This window comes from Agrobacterium sp. CCNWLW155 (assembly GCF_036888815.1).
Taxonomy (GTDB): Bacteria; Pseudomonadota; Alphaproteobacteria; order Rhizobiales; family Rhizobiaceae; genus Agrobacterium; species Agrobacterium radiobacter.
Genome location: NZ_JBAKFW010000007.1, coordinates 153,725 through 172,604 on the forward strand (window position 1 = coordinate 153,725; position 18,880 = coordinate 172,604).

At 61.1% G+C, this 18,880-nt stretch carries 21 protein-coding genes; 9 read left to right on the forward strand and 12 right to left on the reverse strand.

The window, feature by feature from the left end:
• Positions 1 to 28: 28 nt before the first annotated feature.
• On the forward strand, positions 29 to 361 hold the full coding sequence (locus V6S97_RS20330; RefSeq protein WP_223564973.1) for a hypothetical protein: 333 nt from the start codon (positions 29 to 31) through the stop codon (positions 359 to 361).
• 123 nt (positions 362 to 484) lie between these two features.
• On the opposite strand, the gene V6S97_RS20335 is transcribed toward V6S97_RS20330, so the two are convergent.
• Together V6S97_RS20335 and V6S97_RS20340 are read right to left on the reverse strand one after the other, a co-directional pair.
• Positions 485 to 1,255 (reverse strand): class II glutamine amidotransferase, encoded by a 771-nt coding sequence (locus tag V6S97_RS20335; protein WP_112278394.1) that lies wholly within the window; start codon positions 1,253 to 1,255, stop codon positions 485 to 487.
• Complete coding sequence (locus tag V6S97_RS20340; RefSeq protein WP_003508582.1) at positions 1,256 to 1,969, reverse strand: aspartate/glutamate racemase family protein; 714 nt, start codon at positions 1,967 to 1,969, stop codon at positions 1,256 to 1,258. It lies immediately after the preceding gene.
• Between the two features lie 167 nt (positions 1,970 to 2,136).
• On the opposite strand from V6S97_RS20340, the gene V6S97_RS20345 reads away from it, so the two are divergent.
• A complete protein-coding gene (locus tag V6S97_RS20345) occupies positions 2,137 to 2,598 on the forward strand; it encodes an Lrp/AsnC family transcriptional regulator (RefSeq protein ID WP_003508584.1) in 462 nt (153 codons plus the stop codon).
• 17 nt (positions 2,599 to 2,615) lie between these two features.
• Here V6S97_RS20345 and V6S97_RS20350 read toward each other — a convergent pair whose 3' ends face one another.
• From V6S97_RS20350 to V6S97_RS20360, 3 genes are all read right to left on the reverse strand, one after another.
• Positions 2,616 to 3,599, reverse strand: a complete 984-nt coding sequence (locus tag V6S97_RS20350; RefSeq protein WP_112346914.1) for an aldose 1-epimerase — start codon at positions 3,597 to 3,599, stop codon at positions 2,616 to 2,618.
• 149 nt (positions 3,600 to 3,748) lie between these two features.
• The gene (locus V6S97_RS20355; protein WP_112346900.1) at positions 3,749 to 4,642 is read right to left on the reverse strand and encodes an NAD(P)-dependent oxidoreductase; all 894 of its coding nucleotides are present in this window, start codon (positions 4,640 to 4,642) and stop codon (positions 3,749 to 3,751) included.
• An 89-nt stretch (positions 4,643 to 4,731) separates the two neighbouring features.
• Positions 4,732 to 5,487: an SDR family oxidoreductase gene (locus tag V6S97_RS20360; protein WP_107677826.1), complete on the reverse strand. Its 756-nt coding sequence runs from the start codon at positions 5,485 to 5,487 to the stop codon at positions 4,732 to 4,734.
• Positions 5,488 to 5,706: 219 nt separating this feature from the next.
• Here V6S97_RS20360 and V6S97_RS20365 point away from each other — a divergent pair, with 219 nt between their 5' ends.
• Positions 5,707 to 6,738, forward strand: coding sequence for an L-idonate 5-dehydrogenase (locus V6S97_RS20365; RefSeq protein WP_003508592.1), 1,032 nt, complete (start codon positions 5,707 to 5,709; stop codon positions 6,736 to 6,738).
• A gap of 137 nt (positions 6,739 to 6,875) precedes the next feature.
• Here V6S97_RS20365 and V6S97_RS20370 read toward each other — a convergent pair whose 3' ends face one another.
• Complete coding sequence (locus tag V6S97_RS20370; protein ID WP_334427666.1) at positions 6,876 to 7,130, reverse strand: hypothetical protein; 255 nt, start codon at positions 7,128 to 7,130, stop codon at positions 6,876 to 6,878.
• Here V6S97_RS20370 and V6S97_RS20375 point away from each other — a divergent pair.
• From V6S97_RS20375 to cydX, 6 genes are all read left to right on the forward strand, one after another.
• Entirely contained in the window at positions 7,120 to 7,698 is a 579-nt protein-coding gene (locus V6S97_RS20375) for a GbsR/MarR family transcriptional regulator (protein ID WP_003508593.1), read from the forward strand. The two genes, V6S97_RS20370 and V6S97_RS20375, sit on opposite strands and share 11 nt — an antisense overlap.
• 17 nt (positions 7,699 to 7,715) lie before the next feature.
• Positions 7,716 to 9,503 carry a thiol reductant ABC exporter subunit CydD gene (cydD, locus tag V6S97_RS20380; RefSeq protein WP_112357031.1) on the forward strand — a complete coding sequence of 596 codons (1,788 nt, stop codon included), beginning with the start codon at positions 7,716 to 7,718 and terminating at the stop codon, positions 9,501 to 9,503.
• Positions 9,500 to 11,191 (forward strand): thiol reductant ABC exporter subunit CydC, encoded by a 1,692-nt coding sequence (gene cydC / locus V6S97_RS20385; RefSeq protein ID WP_112346903.1) that lies wholly within the window; start codon positions 9,500 to 9,502, stop codon positions 11,189 to 11,191. The genes cydD and cydC overlap by 4 nt, the downstream gene beginning before the upstream one ends.
• 67 nt (positions 11,192 to 11,258) lie before the next feature.
• Positions 11,259 to 12,836 (forward strand): cytochrome ubiquinol oxidase subunit I, encoded by a 1,578-nt coding sequence (locus V6S97_RS20390; RefSeq protein ID WP_111820660.1) that lies wholly within the window; start codon positions 11,259 to 11,261, stop codon positions 12,834 to 12,836.
• 6 nt (positions 12,837 to 12,842) lie between these two features.
• Positions 12,843 to 14,000 (forward strand): cytochrome d ubiquinol oxidase subunit II, encoded by a 1,158-nt coding sequence (cydB, locus tag V6S97_RS20395; protein ID WP_060723432.1) that lies wholly within the window; start codon positions 12,843 to 12,845, stop codon positions 13,998 to 14,000.
• A gap of 22 nt (positions 14,001 to 14,022) precedes the next feature.
• Complete coding sequence (gene cydX / locus V6S97_RS20400) at positions 14,023 to 14,145, forward strand: cytochrome bd-I oxidase subunit CydX (RefSeq protein ID WP_107677753.1); 123 nt, start codon at positions 14,023 to 14,025, stop codon at positions 14,143 to 14,145.
• Between the two features lie 233 nt (positions 14,146 to 14,378).
• On the opposite strand, the gene V6S97_RS20405 is transcribed toward cydX, so the two are convergent.
• From V6S97_RS20405 to nadA, 6 genes are all read right to left on the reverse strand, one after another.
• Complete coding sequence (locus tag V6S97_RS20405; RefSeq protein ID WP_080864605.1) at positions 14,379 to 14,567, reverse strand: hypothetical protein; 189 nt, start codon at positions 14,565 to 14,567, stop codon at positions 14,379 to 14,381.
• Between the two features lie 22 nt (positions 14,568 to 14,589).
• A complete protein-coding gene (locus tag V6S97_RS20410; protein WP_080867088.1) occupies positions 14,590 to 15,006 on the reverse strand; it encodes a DUF3597 domain-containing protein in 417 nt (138 codons plus the stop codon).
• Positions 15,007 to 15,018: 12 nt separating this feature from the next.
• A complete protein-coding gene (locus V6S97_RS20415; protein ID WP_003508605.1) occupies positions 15,019 to 15,270 on the reverse strand; it encodes a GlsB/YeaQ/YmgE family stress response membrane protein in 252 nt (83 codons plus the stop codon).
• Positions 15,271 to 15,414: 144 nt separating this feature from the next.
• Positions 15,415 to 16,272, reverse strand: coding sequence for a carboxylating nicotinate-nucleotide diphosphorylase (gene nadC / locus V6S97_RS20420; protein ID WP_112278391.1), 858 nt, complete (start codon positions 16,270 to 16,272; stop codon positions 15,415 to 15,417).
• Between the two features lies 1 nt (position 16,273).
• Complete coding sequence (locus tag V6S97_RS20425) at positions 16,274 to 17,845, reverse strand: L-aspartate oxidase (protein ID WP_112278390.1); 1,572 nt, start codon at positions 17,843 to 17,845, stop codon at positions 16,274 to 16,276.
• Positions 17,842 to 18,813, reverse strand: a complete 972-nt coding sequence (gene nadA, locus V6S97_RS20430; RefSeq protein WP_003508608.1) for a quinolinate synthase NadA — start codon at positions 18,811 to 18,813, stop codon at positions 17,842 to 17,844. Before nadA ends, V6S97_RS20425 begins: the two co-directional genes overlap by 4 nt.
• Between the last annotated feature and the right edge of the window lie 67 nt (positions 18,814 to 18,880).

Here is an 18,880-nt window from a genome sequence, read left to right on the forward strand (position 1 = left end):
CAGCACCTTGGTGGGAGGAGAGGGTCTGATGAGGTCGATCCGTGTTGCCTTTGCTGATGCCAGTTTATGCATCGATATGGAGGTGTGGCAACAGCATTTTTTGCGGAAAGTTGAACGGCTTAGGTTTATGAAAAATAAGAATTTTTCTTCCGCGTCCCAAGGATCGCCGAAGGCATTGCCGGCCCTTTATCCGCCGTTCCTGAAGAGGTTTGCGTGGTGGTCGCGATGCCGGGCATCGTTCAAAAAAGGGAGAGAGGCTGCAACACTTTTAAATGGTTCACCGGTCCTGAAATCTGTTTCGCTCTATTATCTTTACACACCAGACCGAAAACCGCGCATATGTTTCGGTCCGATGCTCTAAATCACACACTAGCCTTCGCGGCCGCAAAAATTCAATGAAAATAAATGGGTCGCCGCCACAGCCATGTTTGTCTCGCGTGGCGGCGGTGTGAAAACGGGGCAACACCGTCGTCGAAGACGATGTTTACGGCAGAAAAAAAGGCTCTGTCGTCATTTCCCCGGCGCGGATCGTCACGCGGGTATTCGGCGGAACGGCGCACCAGGGAGTGCAATCGAAGGAAAAGGGCTCCGAACTCAACGCGATGCCTTCTTCCAGGCCGCGCCAGTAGAGCGTCGGCGGCTTGTCATCGCTCGACCAGCGGAAGGCGTGCACGCAATCGCCGTCCATCAGCACGGCGCTGAAGCGCAGTGCGGAGGAAACGCCCGCCGCGACCATCTTTTCCTGACAGAGACGAAGGGCGGTGGAAATTGCGCGCACGGGATCGGCATCAAGGCCAAGGCCGGCGGCGATGAGGAATATTGCTTCGCTGTCGCCGGTGCCGCGTCGGGATGCATAGATATCATCGGGGATAAGGGAGTCGATGTCGCGCCTGATCTGCTCGTAGCCGCCGATCTGGCCGTTATGCATGAAGAGATATTGGCCATGGGCAAAGGGGTGGCAATTGGCGCGGGATACTTCGCCTGAGGTGGCGGAGCGGACATGGGCCATGAACATGCCCGAGCGAAGCTGGTGGCAGAGTGCAGCGAGGTTGGCATCCGACCAGGCGGGCCTGGTATCACGAAAGACGCCGGGCGTTCCGCGTTCGCCATACCAGCCAAGGCCGCAACCGTCGCCATTGACGACGGTTTTCGCTTCTCTTGCGGCCATGGACTGGCTGACCAGTGATGCTTCTGGCTCGATCAGCAGGCTGTCGAGCCAGACGGGTTTACCGGAATAGGCAAAGAGGCGGCACATTCATGCGGCTCTGTCGAAAGCCTTGTTTCCGAGCGCGAAGCCGACGGCGGCCTTCGCGTGAATGGCGGTCGAATCGTAACCGGGCAGCGGCAGGGCGTCGGGGTCGATCAGCAGCGAAATTTCGGTGCAGCCGAGAATGACGGAATCGACGCCGAGTGCGCGAGCCTTGTCGATGACCGCGAGATAGCGTTCACGCGAGCAGGACTTGATCTCGCCCTGGCAGAGTTCGCCGAAGATGATGTCGTGGATCGCAGCCCTGTCTTCCGCATCGGGCACGACCACGTCGACGCCGTGGCGGCGCATGCGGTCGGTGTAGAAGCCGTGCTCCATCGTGTAACGGGTGGCGAGCAGAAGCGGCTTGCGGCGTCCATCCGCCTTCAGGGCTGCTGCGGTTTCATCGATGATGTCGATCAGCGCCACGCCGGACATTTTCGCTACGGTGTCAGCGACAAGATGCATGGTGTTGGTGCAGATCAGCACGCAATCGGCACCCGCATTGGCAAGGCGCGCACCGGCAGCGCCCAGAAGAGCGCCTGCCTCATCCCAGCGATCGGCCTTCTGGAGGGCGACGACCTCGGAAAAATCGAGCGAATGCATGACGATATCGGCCGAGACCAGGCCGCCGCGGCTGTCGCGCACGGCCTCATTGATCATGCGGTAATAGGTTGCGGTAGATTCCCAGCTCATGCCGCCGATCAGGCCGATCCGTTTCATAAGAGTTCCCTTATCAAGTTTGATTGAAGACAAGAATGCCATCACCGAAACGAAAACGGCATGCGTTTTTTGGAGGATTGCGCGGCAAGTATGCAAATGTAACGCGCCATATTAGATAATATCGCAAATTTCTTGCGCTGTTGCGTTAACCGCTGCATTCTTAACGGATGATTGACGACCGTGACCGCCGAATCCTTGCGATTCTCCAGGAAAATGCCGAGACCCCACTCGCGGATATCGCAGAGGAGGTTTCCCTGTCGCTATCGGCCTGTTCGCGCCGCATCACGCGGCTGCGAACGGAAGGTTATGTGACGGGCACGATGGCGCTGCTGGACCGACGGAAGATCAACCTGCCGACCACGGTTTTTCTGCTGGTGAGAACGGGCCTGCATGCGGAGGACTGGCTGGACCGGTTCCATGCCGCCGTCAGCACCATACCTGAGATTGTCGAGGTTCACCGGCTGACCGGCAATTTCGACTATATTCTGAAGCTGGTGCTGCCGAATGTCGAATATTACGACACGGTCTATAAACAGATCCTGCGCCGCGTGCAGCTTTACGACATGTCCGCCTATATCTCCATGGAGACGGTTAAGCTGTCGTCTTCGCTGCCGACGACGCATATCTGAGGGCTTATCGAGCCTTATCAGCGCGCCGCCTTGAAACGGACGCCAAAGCGGAAGCCTCGAGTCTCGCCGGGTTGCAGGGTAATCGCATCCGCGAGTTCCTGGTGGTTGAAGGCGTTGGTTGGTGTTTCCACGGGTTCAAGCGCGATGGAGTGCCGCCTGTCGCGGGCGAGCGTATCGCCGGTGAAGACATGCATGTGCCCACGCTCCTGCCATACCGTCAGGCTCGAACCATCGTGCCGGTTTTCGAGCCTCGTCTCGTAAAGCCCGTTTTCGGATGCGACCAGATCGGTGAAGCAGACATCGAGTACATGGCCGGCCAGCGGCGCATAGAGAAAGCGGGTGTCGTCCCGTTTGACTATCCCGCCCTGTGGGTCGCGAAGGGGGATCAGGTCCTCGTCTGTTTCAATCGCCGTTCGCGAGGGCAGCGTGAGAAGAAGGTCGTCGATAGACGTCGTGCCGGGCAGGCGGAAATAGGGATGCCAGCCGGCGGCGAAAGGCAGGGGCCGGTCGTCGCGATTGATGCCGCGTATGTCGATGGTGACCTCATGGCCGGCGAAGCGATATTCCACCTCGATGGCGAGACGGTAGGGATAACCCTTGAAATCCGCAGGCAATATTTCAGTGCGGAAGATAAGGATGCGAGCGCCGTTTTCCTCAAGAGATTGCGCGAGGGCGAAGGGCAGGGCTCTGGCAAATCCGTGGAAGACGAGAGTTTCATGGGCAAGCACCGGTTCAATGCGGTGCGCCTGCCCGCCAAAACTGAATTGGCCATCCGGAATGCGATTGGTGAAGGGTGCGAGAATGCCGTTTCTCACGCCGTTCTGCGATTGCAGTTCGGCAGGCGTCGAATATCCGTCGACAAGATCTTCGCCTTCTCCGCCATCGGCAGAGATCGGCCGCCAGCTCAGAAGCGTCGCGCCCTCAAAAGCGATTTCGGCAATGAAACCGTCTCCGGAAACGGTCAGACCGGCAATCCCCGTGCCTGTCGTGGAGGTAGTCATCGGGAAATTGTCCTTTGCATGCATGCGTCTGCGATGATCGGGGCAATTGCCATGCCGATTCGCCCGATCATCTTCGCTGAAGGACAATTTCGCAATGGCCCGTGGGGGCTGTATCAACAGGCTCCTGCCATTTCATGCCCATCGGGCAATCAGTCCGGAAAGGTGCGTTTCGCGCCGCTGAAAAACTCCATCAGTGCGGCCTGATCCTCTCCACCCAGCCCTGCCGCCGTCAGCATGCGGTGCACTTCGGCGCAAAGTGCCGTCAGTGGCATGGCCGTGTTGGTGCGCCGGGCGAGATCCTGCGCGCCGTTGAGGTCTTTCACCATATTGTCGATACGGCCGGTGCGGCGGTAATCCTTTGCCACGTAACGCGGCATATATTCCTGCAGGATGGCGCTATCGGCGCGGCCGCCCTTCAGCGCCTGCGGGATTTTGGTGGCATTGACGCCGGCATCCAGCGCAAGCTGTGTTGCTTCCGCCACCGCAAGGAAATTCAGCCCGCAGAGAACCTGATTGATGAGTTTCGTCGTCTGTCCCGCGCCGCAGGGTCCCATGTGGGTATAGTTGCTGGCCACATGCCGCAGCACGCGATGCGCATCGGCGACATCCTTTTCGCTGCCGCCGGCCATCAGCGTCAACTGGCCGACAAGCGCCTTGGGCGCACCGCCCGAAAGCGGGCTGTCCACCCAGCGCAGGCCCTTTTCCGCAGCATCGGCCGCCAGCTCCTTGGTCGCTTCCGGATCGATGGAGGACATGTCGATAATGAGTGTGCCGGGCTTTGCCCCCGCCGCCACGCCATCCTTGCCGAAGACGGCGATGCGAACGATTTTCGGGGAATTGAGGCTGAGGATCACCACATCGGAAACTGAAGCCGCTTCCGCCGCCGTGCCGGCGCTCTGCGCGCCGAGGCTCGTCAACGCCGCCACCTTTTCCGCATCCAGATCGAAAACCGTCAGCTGATTGCCGGTCTCGATGAGCCGTGTGCCGATCGCGCCGCCCATGGCGCCGGCGCCGATCAGCGCGACTTTGTTCTTCTCGGTCATGGTGTTCACGGCCTCCTCCCAAAGTGTCGTGGTGTCATCGGTTCAAAACCGGATGGCGGCCGCAGCCGGCCATCCGGTTTTGGTGTTTGTTAAAGCGAAGCGGTGATGCCGCCATCGACGTAAAGAATATGCCCGTTCACGAAGGACGAGGCATCGGATGACAGGAAGATGCAGGCGCCGACGAGCTCTTCGACCTTGCCCCAGCGACCGGCCGGCGTGCGCTTTTCAAGCCATGCCGAAAAGGTGGGGTCGGCAACCAGAGCCGCATTGAGCGGCGTATCGAAATAGCCGGGCGCGATGGCGTTGCATTGCAGGCCGTATTTGGCCCAGTCCGTCGCCATGCCTTTCGTCAGATTGCCGACGGCGCCCTTGGTGGCGGTGTAGGGCGCGATGCCGGGGCGGGCAAGGGCGGTCTGAACGCTGGCGATGTTGATGATCTTGCCACGGCCACGGCTGATCATATGGCGCGCCGCGGCCTGTCCGGCGTGGAACACCGAGGCGATGTTGGTCTGCAGCAGGCGCTCGAAGGCATCCGCCGGAAAATCCTCAAGCGGCGTGCGGTGCTGCATGCCGGCATTGTTGACGAGAATATCGATGGGGCCGACCTCCGCTTCGAAACGGTCGATGGCCTCGCGCACCGCGCCATGATCGGTAGCGTCGAAGGCAAGTGTTTTCGCACCCTTGATGCCAGCGGCGGCGGCCTTCAGCTTCGCTTCATCGCGCCCGTTCAGCACCACTTCCGCTCCGGCTTCCGCCAGCCCCTGCGCCAGCGCGAAGCCGATGCCCTGGGACGAACCCGTGATCAGGGCGCGGCGGCCGGAAAGATCGAACAAATTAAGGCCCACTGTTTCCTCCAGTCTCTCGACATTGCATTCATACCGGTTTATGTTATCGATAACATTCATCCCTTTCAGACGTGGATGTCAAGGCTTAAACGCCCGGTTTCGGTACGGATCGGGCGGGCGGGGAGGCTGCACGGCGTGCAAATGCACGGCAGGCGGCGGTGACAGGGATGCGGATTATTTGTCGTGCTGCTCAGGCGCGATGTCGAACGGGAGATATTTATGAGAGCGATTGTTGCCCATGGGGCCAAGGATGTGCGCATCGAGGAACGGCCCGAGGAAGCGCCGGGAGCGGGAGAAGTACGGCTTCGTCTGGTCCGGGGCGGAATTTGCGGCAGCGATCTGCATTATTACAATCACGGAGGCTTCGGCGCGGTGCGGCTTCGTGAGCCGATGGTGCTGGGCCATGAGGTCTCGGCCGTCATCGAAGAACTGGGCGAGGGCGTCGAAGGGCTGAAGGTCGGCGGTCTGGTGGCCGTTTCGCCGTCCCGCCCCTGCAGAACCTGCCGCTTCTGCCAGGAAGGCCTGCACAACCAGTGCCTCAACATGCGCTTTTATGGCAGCGCCATGCCTTTCCCGCATATTCAGGGTGCGTTCCGTGAGGTTCTGGTGGCGGACGCCCTGCAATGCGTGCCGGCCGATGGCCTGAGCGCCGGCGAGGCCGCCATGGCCGAGCCGCTCGCGGTGACGCTGCATGCCACCCGCCGCGCCGGTGATTTGCTGGGAAAACGTGTGCTTGTCACGGGTTGTGGCCCGATCGGAATCCTCTCCATTCTGGCCGCGCGCCGTGCCGGCGCGGCTGAAATCGTCGCCACCGATCTTTCCGATTTCACGCTCGCCAAGGCGCGTGAGGCGGGTGCGGACCGTGTTATCAACAGCAAGGATGAGCCCGACGCGCTTGCCGCCTATGGGGCAAACAAGGGAACTTTCGATGTTCTCTATGAATGCTCGGGTGCCGCCGTGGCGCTTGCCGGTGGTATTACGGCGCTTCGTCCGCGCGGCATCATCGTCCAGCTCGGTCTTGGTGGCGATATGAACCTGCCGATGATGGCGATCACCGCCAAGGAACTGGATCTGCGCGGCTCTTTCCGCTTCCATGAGGAATTCGCCACCGGTGTGGAATTGATGCGCAAGGGCCTGATCGACGTCAAGCCGTTCATCACCCAGACCGTCGATCTCGACGACGCCATCTCGGCCTTCGAATTCGCCTCCGACCGCAGTCGCGCCATGAAGGTGCAGATCGCTTTTTCGTAAGCGCTTTTGCCGCACGGGGAATGTGCGGACGTTTCGATCGGCGGCGGATCTTTCCGCCGCCGATTTTTTAGGGGTGGATTTTTGCCTGCGGCGGCCTGCAGCTATGTTATCGATATCATAAACTGCTTTGGAGTGCGTTATTCCAGCTCAAGGCCGGAATGACGGAGAGAGGGTGACGAACCCGAGCAAACGCCCAGCCTGTCATAAAGCCCCAACACGACTGCCGCATATTTTGCCCTGGCTGCACCCACGAGCATCTTCACCGATGTCGTCTCTGCCCATTTGCACATTTTGACGCAGGTCAAAAAGGTGATTTGCCGCCTGTCTTTTTTTGCGTTATCGATATTTTCAGAAATTACTGAAAATTCAGGAAACAAAGAAATGCCAACCAATCTCTCCCCGCTCGTTCAGTCCTTTGTGCTGCATTTCGGTGAGATGGGCAGCCGCTGGGGCATTAACCGCACCGTTGGCCAAGTCTATGCTTTGCTTTACATTTCGCCGCAGCCGTTGTGTGCGGACGATATTGTGGAGGCGCTTGGCATTTCCCGTTCCAACGTGTCGATGAGCCTGAAGGAGCTGCAGGCGTGGAACCTTGCAATTCTCAAGCATTTTCCCGGCGACCGGCGCGATTTTTTCACGACGCCTGATGATGTCTGGCAAATTCTCCGCACCCTTGCCGAAGAGCGCAAGAAGCGCGAGATCGATCCGACGCTCAGCGTGCTGCGTGAAATTCTGATGGAGACGCCGGAAAACGAAGATGAGCGGCATGCGCAAAAGCGCATCGACGAGATGAAGACGCTGATCGAGCAGCTCACCGGCTGGTATGACGATGTGAAGCGGCTGGAGACGGAAAGGCTGGCGTCGCTTCTCGCGCTCGGTTCGAAGGTCACGAAGCTGCTGGAGGCCAAGGACAAGATCGTCTCCCTCGCCAGACCCCGTGGCGCGAAGAAGGACGGGTGAGGAGAGCGGCCGTGAGCATGTCAGTGGAAATCCGCCAGGGGGCCGACGGTGACGGCGCAGTCTGTCCCGCGCCGGCTGCAGTCTCGCCCGATGCGATGGGTCGGCGTAACGCCAACCGCAGAACCTCTCGCGACAGAGCCGATGGGCGGGCGAAAATGACACGCGCGCCGGTGGTGGGGAGATCCCTTGCCCTGCTGCATGTGCTGGCGGCTTTACTGTGGCTGCCGCAGGCGGGTTTGCTTGCCTTTTCCGTCGGAAGAATTGCCGATGGCGCGCCGATGATGGCGATCGTGCCGGCCGCCGCTGCGGTTCTCATCCTCGGCCTCGTCAAGGCGTGGCTGGAAAAGATGGCGGCGCGGCTGTCGTTTCGTGCCGCCCGCGCGGTGCTGTCGCAACGGCGGCTGGAAGCGCTGCAGGCTGTGGCGAAGGTTTCCCCGCTCGATCTGTCGCGCACCGCCTCGGGTGAGGCGGCGGGCGTCGTGGCTGAGGCGGCGGAAGCGCTGGTGCCCTATCTTTCCCGTTTCCAGCCGGCGCGGATGAAGGCCACCATCATTCCCCTGGTTTTCGTGCTGGCGATCTTGCCATTTACCTGGATCGCGGCGCTGGTGCTGTTGCTCGCCATGCCAACCATCCCTCTTTTCATGGCGCTCATCGGCTGGCAGGCGAAGGCCGCCAGTGAAAAGCAGCTTGCCGAGACGGGCAATATGAATGCCTTCCTGCTTGATCGCCTGCGCGGGCTGGAAACGATCCGCACGCTCGAAGCCGTCGATCTGACGGCGGAGCGTCTCAGCGCCGATGCGCAGAACCTCAAGAAGCGGACGATGGCGGTGCTCAGGATCGCCTTTCTCTCCTCGGCGGTGCTGGAGCTTTTCGCAGCGCTCGGCGTTGCCATGACCGCCGTCTATATCGGTTTTCATCTGCTCGGTTTTCTGGATTTCGGCGCCTGGGGCCACAAGCTGACGCTAGCCGAAGGCCTCTTCATCCTGCTTCTGGCGCCGGCGTTTTTCGAACCGCTGCGGGAACTCTCCGCCGTCTGGCACGACCGCGCGGCCGGCGAAGCGGCGCTTGATGCGCTCGGCAAACTGACGGCGGGCGGTGCGACCATCGCGGGAGAGGGTGCGGATGTGGCGTCTGTCCCATCCCCGACGCCTGGCCTCTTGGAGATCGACAATCTTTCCTTTGCTTATCCGAACGCCCGGTCTGTCATCCAAAATCTCAACCTGACGGTTCAACAGGGTGAGCGAGTTGCGATTCTCGGGCCTTCCGGTTGTGGCAAATCCACTGTACTCTCCTTGATTGCCGGGTTGGCCGAGGCTGGAGAGGGTTCGATCAGGATCGGCGGCGTAAAGCTCGACAATGCGACGGCCGATGGGCTGCGCAGGACGATCGGCTGGGTCAGCCAGAAGCCGTTCTTTTTTGCCGGTTCGCTGAAGGCGAATATTCGTTTCGGTCGTTCCGGTGTCAGTGATGGCATGGTGGAAGAGACGCTGCGCCGCACCGGGCTCGATGAACTGACGCATGCGCGCCGGCATCTGCAGATCGGCGATGGCGGATATGGAATCTCGGGCGGGGAGGCGGTGCGGCTTGCCATTGCGCGTGCTTTCGCAGACCCCGCAACGCAGCTTGTTCTGGCCGATGAGCCGACAGCCCATCTTGACCGGGAAACGGCTGCTCTCGTCACGGATAACCTGCTGCAACTGGCAAATGGCAGGACATTGATCGTCGCGACCCATGATCCGGTGCTTGCGGCGCGCATGGACAGGATCGTGGATATGACGGCGATCCATTCGAGGGGGCAGCCATGATCGCGCGTTTTGCGATATTGAGACCCGTTATCGCCCTGTTCTGGTCGGCGCGGCGCGGCATGCTGCTGGCGGGCGCGGTTCTGGCGGTAACGACGGTGCTGGCGGGCATTGGCCTTCTCGGCGTTTCCGGTTGGTTCATCACCGCAACGGCGATTGCCGGTCTTCTGCCCGCAACGGCCTATGCTTTCGATGTCTTTGCCCCTTCGGCCGCCATTCGTCTTCTGGCGCTGGCGCGCACCGCCGCCCGCTATGGCGAGCGCATGACCACCCATGAAGCCACGCTTTCCGTGCTTGCAGCCCTTCGGGAAAAACTGTTTCGCGGTTTTGCCGCGCCGCAGGCCGCGAAATCCCTGGAGGCAAGGCCTGCCCGCCTGCTGAACCGGTTGACGGCGGATATAGACGCGCTTGATTCGCTTTATCTGCGCGTGCTGGTTCCCGCCGCCGTGGCGATCCTCGCCGCGATTGCAACAGGCTTCGGGCTTGCTTTTCTCCATCCGATGGCCGGCATTCTGGCGGCAGCTTTCCTGATCGTGGCGGGGCTTGGAATTTCGGCGCGCTCCGCCCTGCGCGCGGAAACATTCTCGCGCCGCCGGGCAATCGGGCTTGAAGCGCTTCGGGCCAGCACGGCCGACCTCGTGAGCGGACAGACGGAGCTCTTGACCACCGGCCGCCTTTTCGCGCAGGTCGCGGCGGTGAAACGGGCGGATGATTACCTCTCTGCCTGCGACGATAACCTGAACCGTATCGAGACCAATGCCGGTTTTTCCTTCGGAGTTGCAGCGGCCGTTCTTTTGAGCGCAGCCCTTCTCGGCATGGCCTGGCTTGCGGAACAGGGGGCGGTGAGCGCGCCTGCTGCGGCGCTCGGGCTGCTCGTCTGTTTTGCTGCGCTGGAGCCTTTCACGGCGCTGCGTCGTGGGGCGATGGAACTTGGGCGTACGCTATTCTCCGCACGGCGCATCGCGCCGCGTCTCTCGGCAACGGTTGAGGGTCGCTGTCCCGTCTTGCCGGTCAGCGGGATGGCGGCAAAACTCGAAGATGTGCGTCTGGAGCGGGAGGGGAACGACAATCCGGTCCTGACGAATATCAACCTTGCAATCGCTGCCGGGGAGAGGGTTGCGATCGTCGGCCCGAGCGGCGCGGGCAAGACGAGCCTCATCCAGCTTCTGGCGGGTGAATTGCGGCCGGCTGCGGGCACGGTTAGCGCGCTGCCGTCCACTCTTATGACGCAACGCAGCCAGCTTTTTCGCGACAGCATCGCCGACAATCTGCGGCTGGCGAAACCCGCCGCAACCGCGGATGAATTGTGGGATGCGCTGACGGCGGCAGGCCTTGCCGAACATGTCAAATCCCTGGCCGCCGGGCTGGAGACAAGGCTTGGCGAGGCGGGCCAGGGGCTTTCCGGCGGCCAGTCGCGCCGGCTGGCGCTCGCCCGTTTCCTGCTCGCCGACCGGCCGCTCTGGCTTCTCGACGAGGTGACGGAGGGGCTCGACGGTGAGACTGCCCGCGACGTCCTCACCCGGCTGTTTGCCAGGGCGCAGGGAAAGACTGTCGTGATGATCACCCATAATCGCCGCGAGGCGGAATTTGCCGAGCGCATCATCGTGCTGAAAGAGGGGCGTCAATTTGATGAATGTCAAAGCGGCGCCCCGGAATACGGCGTAGTGCTGAATACACTGCGCCCGGACTGAGATTTTTTGAGAGCCGGCGTCGTCTTTGAAATGGAAGGCCGGCCTTCCGGAAAAGGTGGGTAAGACTATGGAACTCGACATAGTGGCGCTGTCGCGCCTGCAATTTGCAGTGACGGCCTTGTATCACTTTCTGTTCGTTCCCCTGACGATCGGACTGTCGGTGGTGATCGCCATCATGGAAACGGTCTATGTCATGACCGGCCGCACGATCTGGCGGCAGATGACGAAATTCTGGGGCACGTTGTTCGGCATCAACTTCGTGCTTGGCGTTTCCACCGGCATCGTCATGGAATTCCAGTTCGGCATGAACTGGAGCTACTACAGCCACTATGTCGGCGATATTTTCGGTGCGCCGCTGGCGATCGAGGGCATGATGGCCTTCTTCCTGGAAGCCACCTTCGTCGGGCTGTTCTTTTTCGGCTGGGATAAATTGTCGAAACTCGGCCATCTCGTCGCGACATGGTGCGTGGCGCTCGGCTCGAATTTTTCGGCGCTATGGATATTGATCGCCAATGGCTGGATGCAGAACCCCACGGGCTCTGCCTTCAATCCCCAGACCATGCGCATGGAAGTGACGGACTTCTTCGAGGTCCTGTTCAACCCGGTGGCGCAGGCGAAGTTCGTTCACACGGTTTCCGCCGGTTACGTGACGGCCTCCATCTTCGTGCTCGGCGTTTCGGCCTGGTATGTGCTGAAAGGCCGCCATGTCGATTTGGCCAAGCGTTCGATGACGGTCGCCGCTTCCTTCGGTCTCGCATCGGCGCTGTCGGTCGTCGTGCTGGGTGACGAAAGCGGTTATCTCTCGACCGAACACCAGAAGATGAAGCTCGCCTCCATCGAGGCCATGTGGGAAACCGAGCCGGCCCCGGCACCCTTCACGGTCATCGGTTTTCCCGATCAGGAAGCGCGCGAGACGCATTTCGCGGTGAAGATCCCGTGGGTGATGGGTCTTATCGGCACCCGCTCGCTCGATACGCAAATTCCGGGCATCAACGATCTGGTGGAGCAAGCCAAGACCCGCATCCGCGACGGCATCAAGGCCTATGACGCGCTGATGCAGATACGCGCCACCGGTAAAGGCGCGCAACTGCCCGAAGAGGTGCGCGGCACCTTTGCGGAACTCGGCCACGAGCTTGGTTATGCCCTGCTGCTGAAACGATATGTCGATGATCCGCGCCAGGCGAGCGAAGAGCAGATTGCGAAAGCTGCGGCGGATACCATTCCGCATGTGCCGACGCTGTTCTGGGCGTTCCGCATCATGGTCGGCCTTGGCATGTTCTTCATCCTTCTGACGGCGACGTTCTTTTATCTTTCGGCCCGCCGCCGGCTGGATCACTATCCGTTGCTGCTGAAAGTGGCGGTCTTCGCCATTCCGCTGCCGTGGATCGCGGCGGAAATGGGCTGGGTCGTGGCCGAATTCGGCCGCCAGCCATGGATCATCGAGGGTGTGCTGCCCACTGCCGCTGCCGTCTCCAGCCTCAGCGCCTCGACGGTTCTGATTACGCTTCTGTGCTTCATCGCCATCTACACGGTGCTGTTCATCGTCGAGATGGGGCTGATGCTGAAGGCGATCCGCAAGGGGCCTGATCCGGACCATGAGCCGGAAGCGCCGCTCGTTCCTGAAAAACTCGTCGCTGCGGAGTAAACGATCATGATATTGCACCAACTCATCGACTACGAAATCCTCCGCGTCATCTGGTGGCTGCTGCTCGGCGTGGTGCTGATCGGTTTCGCCGTTACCGGCGGTTTCGATCTCGGCACCGGCGCGCTGCTGCCCTTCGTGGCGAAAACGGATATCGAGCGGCGTGTCGTCATCAATTCCATCGGCCCGGTCTGGGAAGGCAATCAGGTCTGGCTCATCCTTGGCGGCGGCGCGATCTTCGCCGCCTGGCCGCCGCTTTATGCGGTGTCGTTTTCAGGTTTTTACCTGGCGATGTTCGCCACCCTGTTTGCGCTGATCCTGCGGCCGGTCGGTTTCAAATATCGCTCCAAGCGTGAAAGCACCGCATGGCGCACCGGCTGGGACTGGGCGCTCTTTATCGGCGGCTTCGTTCCCGCGCTGATCTTCGGCGTGGCGATCGGCAATGTGCTGCAGGGCGTTCCCTTCCACCTCAATGACGACCTCAGGATTTTCTACGACGGCACGACGCTGTTCGAACTTCTGAACCCCTACGCCATCCTCTGCGGCCTCGTATCCGTCGCCATGCTCATCATGCATGGTGCGGCATGGCTGGTGCTGAAGACGGATGGTCCGGTGGCGGCCCGCGCCCGCGCTTTTGGCAGCATCGCGGCCCTTGCCACGTCAGTTCTGTTTGCGCTCGGCGGCGTCTTTCTGTGGCTCGGTATCGATGGATATCGCTTCACCTCTGACATCGTGACCGACGGTCCGTCCAATCCGCTGTCGAAGACGGTCGAGGTCGCAAGCGGCGTCTGGTTTTCCAACTATGCGGCGCATCCATGGATGATGCTGGCGCCGGCGCTCGGTCTTGTCTTCCCGCTCGTGGCCTTCATCTTGTTCAGGGCCCGCAAGGAGGTGCTGGCGCTGCTTTCCAGCTCGCTCGCCATTTTCGGCATCATCTCAACGGTAGGGCTAGCGATGTTTCCCTTCATCCTGCCGTCCTCGGTTGATCCGAAATCGAGCCTGACGGTATGGGATGCATCGTCCAGCCATATGACGCTGTTCATCATGCTGGTCGTCGCCCTCATCTTCATCCCGATCATCGTCGCCTATACATCATGGGTCTATCGCGTGCTGTGGGGCAAGGTGGACGAAAAGGCGATCCGCGACGACAGCGGTCACGCTTATTGATCAAGAAAGAAGGAGATCGAACATGTGGTATTTCGCCTGGCTGCTCGGCCTGCCTCTCGCCGCCATCTTCGCCGTCATGAACGCGATGTGGTATGAGCTGATGGAAGAAAACGCGAAAAAGGTCGAAGCGAAGCTGGATAAATAAAGCTTTGGCGAAAACCTCTCCTCCGTCATGCCGGACTAGATCCGGCATCCAGCCACGGCGCGTCTGCGCCGTGAGAAGAGTCTTTTTGCGATCAAGGACTTGATCGCGCTAGACCCCGGATCTGGTCCGGGGTGACGGAATGCGGATGATGCAACTCTGCCAAATATACAAGGGCGGCATCCGGTTAGGATGCCGCCCTTTTGTTACAACCGCCGTGCCTGCGATGCGCGGCTTCAGTGGATCGCGATGCCGCGCTTGTCCGCTTCTTCCTTGATGATGTCTTCGACGATGGCTCTGTTGAGATTTGGATTTCCCAGAAGATAGTCGTCGGCGATCTCGAAGATCGACTTCGGATGCTCGGTCCTGTGCAGGGTGTCGAGGTCCTGGCCGATCTGCTCTCGAAGGCTGGAATAGTCGTCCATCGCGGCTCTCCCGTTTATCGGTTCAATCCAGAAGGTCGGCCGGAACCTTGCCACCGTTCTCGGACAGTTTCTTGATGACGGCCTTGTGCAGCCAGATGTTCATGGTCGCCGAATCCGAGGTGTCGCCGGTATAACCGAGCTCGCCGGCGAGTTCCTTTCTGGCCGTCAGGCTGCTGTCGAGGTCGAGAGCCTTGAGAAGATCGACGATGGAGCGTTTCCAGTCGAGCTTCTGGCCGTTCTTCTTGACAGCCGCATCCAGAATCGAAGCGACGTCCACATTGCCGGCGGGTGCCGGAGCCGCCGCTGTCGGAGCGGGCGCGGCCGGGCTTGCTGTGGTCGGGCTGGCGGTGGTCGACGGTGTTCCGGCCGGAGCCGAAGTCTGCGGCGCGGCCTCGGCCTTGCCGAAAATAGCGTTCTTGATCTTGTCGAAAAAGCTCATGGTGTCCTCCCCTTAGCGGCGAAATGCCCGCCCGATGGCGATGAGAATGCAGGCGCCGATGAAACCGGCGATGAGATAACCAATCCAGCCTCCGAGCGAAATGCCCACGAGCCCCAGAAGGAAATTGGCGACGATGGCGCCGATAATGCCGAGAATAATGTTCATGAAAACACCCATATTGCTTTTCATGAACTGTTCCGCGAGCCATCCGGCTACGCCACCGATGATGATTGCTGCAATCCAGCCAACTTGTGCGTCTTCCATAACAGGCCTTTCCTTTCTAAAGAGGTCAGAAGGCACTGGACCCGCATTTTTTGCGCACGTCCCCCCGCCTTGAATTGACCCCAGGCGGGATACTAACGATGACGCGGAACTTTTGTTCCGTGCGGCGTGCACGCTATCGCAAACTCAACCCTGGTTCTCAAAATCCAGCCCGATATCGAGAACCGGTGCGCTATGGGTCAGCCAGCCGACAGAAATGAGGTCGATGCCGGTTGTGGCGATGGCCGCGGCCGTTTGCGGATTGATGCGGCCGGACGCTTCGGTCATGGCGCGACCGGCGACGATCCCTACGGCCTCGCGAAGCTGTTCGGGTGTCATATTGTCGAGGAGAACCGCATCGACGCCCTCGTCCATGACGTCACGCAGCTGCGCAAGCGTATCGACTTCCACCTCGATCTTGACGAGATGCCCCACGCCCTGCCGGGCGCGGCGGATGGCGTCGCGCACGCTGCCGGCCACGGCGATATGGTTGTCCTTGATGAGAACAGCGTCATAGAGCGCAAAACGATGGTTCATGCCGCCGCCGGCGCGCACGGCATATTTTTCCAATGCTCTCAGCCCCGGCGTCGTCTTGCGGGTGCAGGCGACCGAGGCTTTGCTGCCGGCAATGGCGGCAACGATTTTTGCGGTGACGGAGGCGATGCCCGACAGGTGGCCAAGGAAATTCAGCGCCGTGCGCTCCGCCGTCAGAAGGCCGCGCGAGGGGCCTTCGATCGTCGCGATGATATCGCCGGGGGCCACGCTTGCCCCATCCTGCACATGCCGTTTCATCACGATGGCCGGGTCTACCAGCTGGAAAGCAAGGTCCGCCGCATCGAGACCGGCAATAACGCCCGGTTCGCGCGCAGCCATGACGACGACCGAGCGATGATCGGCGGGAATGACGGCGGCGGAGGTGATATCGCCCGCCAGCCCGAGGTCTTCCAGGAGGGCGTTGCGCACGAGCGGTTCGATGATGAGGCGTGGCAGGGGAGAAAGGATCATGTCAGGCGCTCCGCGCAAGGCTGGCCGAAGAATGGCTGGAAGAGGAAAATTCGTGGGCGATGGTAATCACGTCGCTAAGGCTCAGCCTGCGCCTTGTCGCCGCTGCGTCCTTTTCAGGAAAATCGTCGCGGAAATGCGCGCCGCGCGATTCCGTGCGTTGCGCCGCGAAGACGGCGACGGCCAGCGCAACAAGGGCGGGATCGGATGCCGGGCCGTTCCGCTCAGTCAATGGCAGAAGATCACGGATCGCGCCCGTCAGTCCTTCAGCATGTCTCACGATACCGAGATGGCGGGAAACGATGGGCCGGACGGGAGAGAGGTCGACTGCCGGGAAGTCAGGCACGGGGAGGGTTGCGATATCAGCTGGCTGTTTTCCAGCATATGTCGGCCTGCTGGCAATGTCTTCCGCTGCGCGCATGCCCATGGCGGCCGCTTCCAGCAGGGAATTGCTGGCAAGCCTGTTTGCGCCATGCAGCCCCGTGCAGGCGGTTTCGCCGGCAACCCAAAGGCCCGGCAACGAGCTTCGGCCTCTGCCATCGGTGGCGACGCCGCCCATATGGTAATGCACCGCCGGGCGGACCGGCACGAGTTCGCGGGCGGGGTCTATCCCTGCCTCCCGGCAGAGCAGGTCGATCGAGGGGAAACGGGTGGAAAAGCCCGAGCCGAGCGCCTTGCGGGCATCGAGAAAGACCCTGCCGCCGCGCAACATTTCGCGGTCGATGGCGCGGGCGACAATATCGCGCGAGGCGAGTTCCGCACCCGGAACATCAGCCATGAAACGTTCGCCGTTCTCATTAAGTAGAAGTGCGCCTTCGCCCCGCACTGCCTCGCTCACCAGCGCCAGCGGCCGTCGTAGCGAGGAAAGCGCCGTCGGGTGAAACTGGACGAATTCCATATCGGCGAGGATGGCGCCGGCGCGGGCGGCGAGCATGATGCCCTGTCCGAAATTGCCGGATGGATTGGTCGTCGCCTCATAAAGCCCGCCGAGGCCGCCGGTGGCGAGAACGACCTGTGTGGCCGGCAACGTAAAGCAGCCTTTGGGGCCGATGCAGGCGAGACCGGCGATGGCGCCGTTTTCCGTCAGCAGGCGACGAACTTCCGTGCCTTCCAGAACGGTGATGGAGGGTGTGCGAAGAACGCTGGCGGCGAGAGCCGTGACGATGGCCGCGCCCGAACCGTCACCTTCGGCATGCAGGATGCGCCTTCTGCCATGGGCGGCCTCCAGCCCGAAGACGAGCCTGCCCGCGGCATCACGGTCAAAGCGCACCCCCGCCTGCTCCAGCGCCTCGATGACGGCGGGGGCGGCGGAAACGATCTCTGCGGCCATTTCAGCATCGCAGAGGCCGTCACCCGCGGCGAGCGTATCGGCAAGGTGGAGGGCTGCACTATCGTCGGGGCCGAGGCTTGCCGCAATACCGCCCTGCGCCCAGGCGCTGGACGTCTCGCCGCCGAGAACGCCGCGTGTGATAAGCAGCACAGGCTGCGGCGCAAGCGTCAGCGCCGCCATCAGGCCGGCAATGCCGCTGCCGACAATGACCGTCCAGCCCGCATGCGACGGGAGGCGTTCGTTCATACTTCCAGCATCCTTTCCACGGCGCGGCGGGCGGCGACGGCGATAGCCGGATCGACCGTCACTTCGTGGCGGTTTTCCTCAAGGGCCGTGCGGATGTTGCCAAGCGTGATGCGCTTCATATGCGGGCAGAGATTGCAGGGACGGATGAATTCGACATCCGGGTGATGTACGGCGACATTGTCGCTCATCGAGCATTCCGTCAGAAGCACCACGCGGGCGGGGCGTTCGCGGCCGACATAGTCGGACATGACGGCGGTGGAACCGGAAAAATCCGCGGCCTCCACGACATCGGGCGGACATTCCGGATGCGCCAGCACGGTGACGCCGGGATGGCTTTCCCTGAGTTCTCTGATGTCATCGGCGGTGAACAGTTCATGCACCTCGCAATGGCCGCGCCAGGCGATCAGTTCGACATTGGTTTCCTTCGCCACGTTCTTTGCCAGATATTCATCCGGCAGCATCAGCACGCGCGGCACGCCGAGCGATTCCACCACCTGGCGGGCATTGCCTGACGTGCAGCAGATGTCGGAGGCCGCCTTCACCGCAGCGGACGTGTTCACATAGGTGACAACCGGAACGCCGGGATAGGCCTTGCGCAGAAGGGCAATGTCCTCGGGCGTGATGGAATCCGCCAGCGAGCAGCCTGCGCCCATATCCGGAATGAGCACGGTTTTTTGCGGATTGAGCAGCTTTGCCGTCTCGGCCATGAAATGCACGCCGGCGAGAACGATCACATCCGCTTCCACTTCCATCGCCTTGCGGGCAAGGGCAAGGCTGTCGCCGACGATATCGGCGACGCCGTGGAAGATTTCCGGTGTCTGGTAATTATGGGCGAGGATGACCGCGTTTCGCTTGCGCTTCAACTCGAGGATCGCATCCACATCGTCCTGAAAGCCCATCCATTCGGCCTTGGGAATCACCCGGGCGACGCGATCATAGAGGCTTGCGGCGGATATCTGTTCGTTCACGGCACTCTCCCATTTATACTCTGTTTGAGTATATCTAGGACAAAGAGATATTCTCATTGTGAGTATA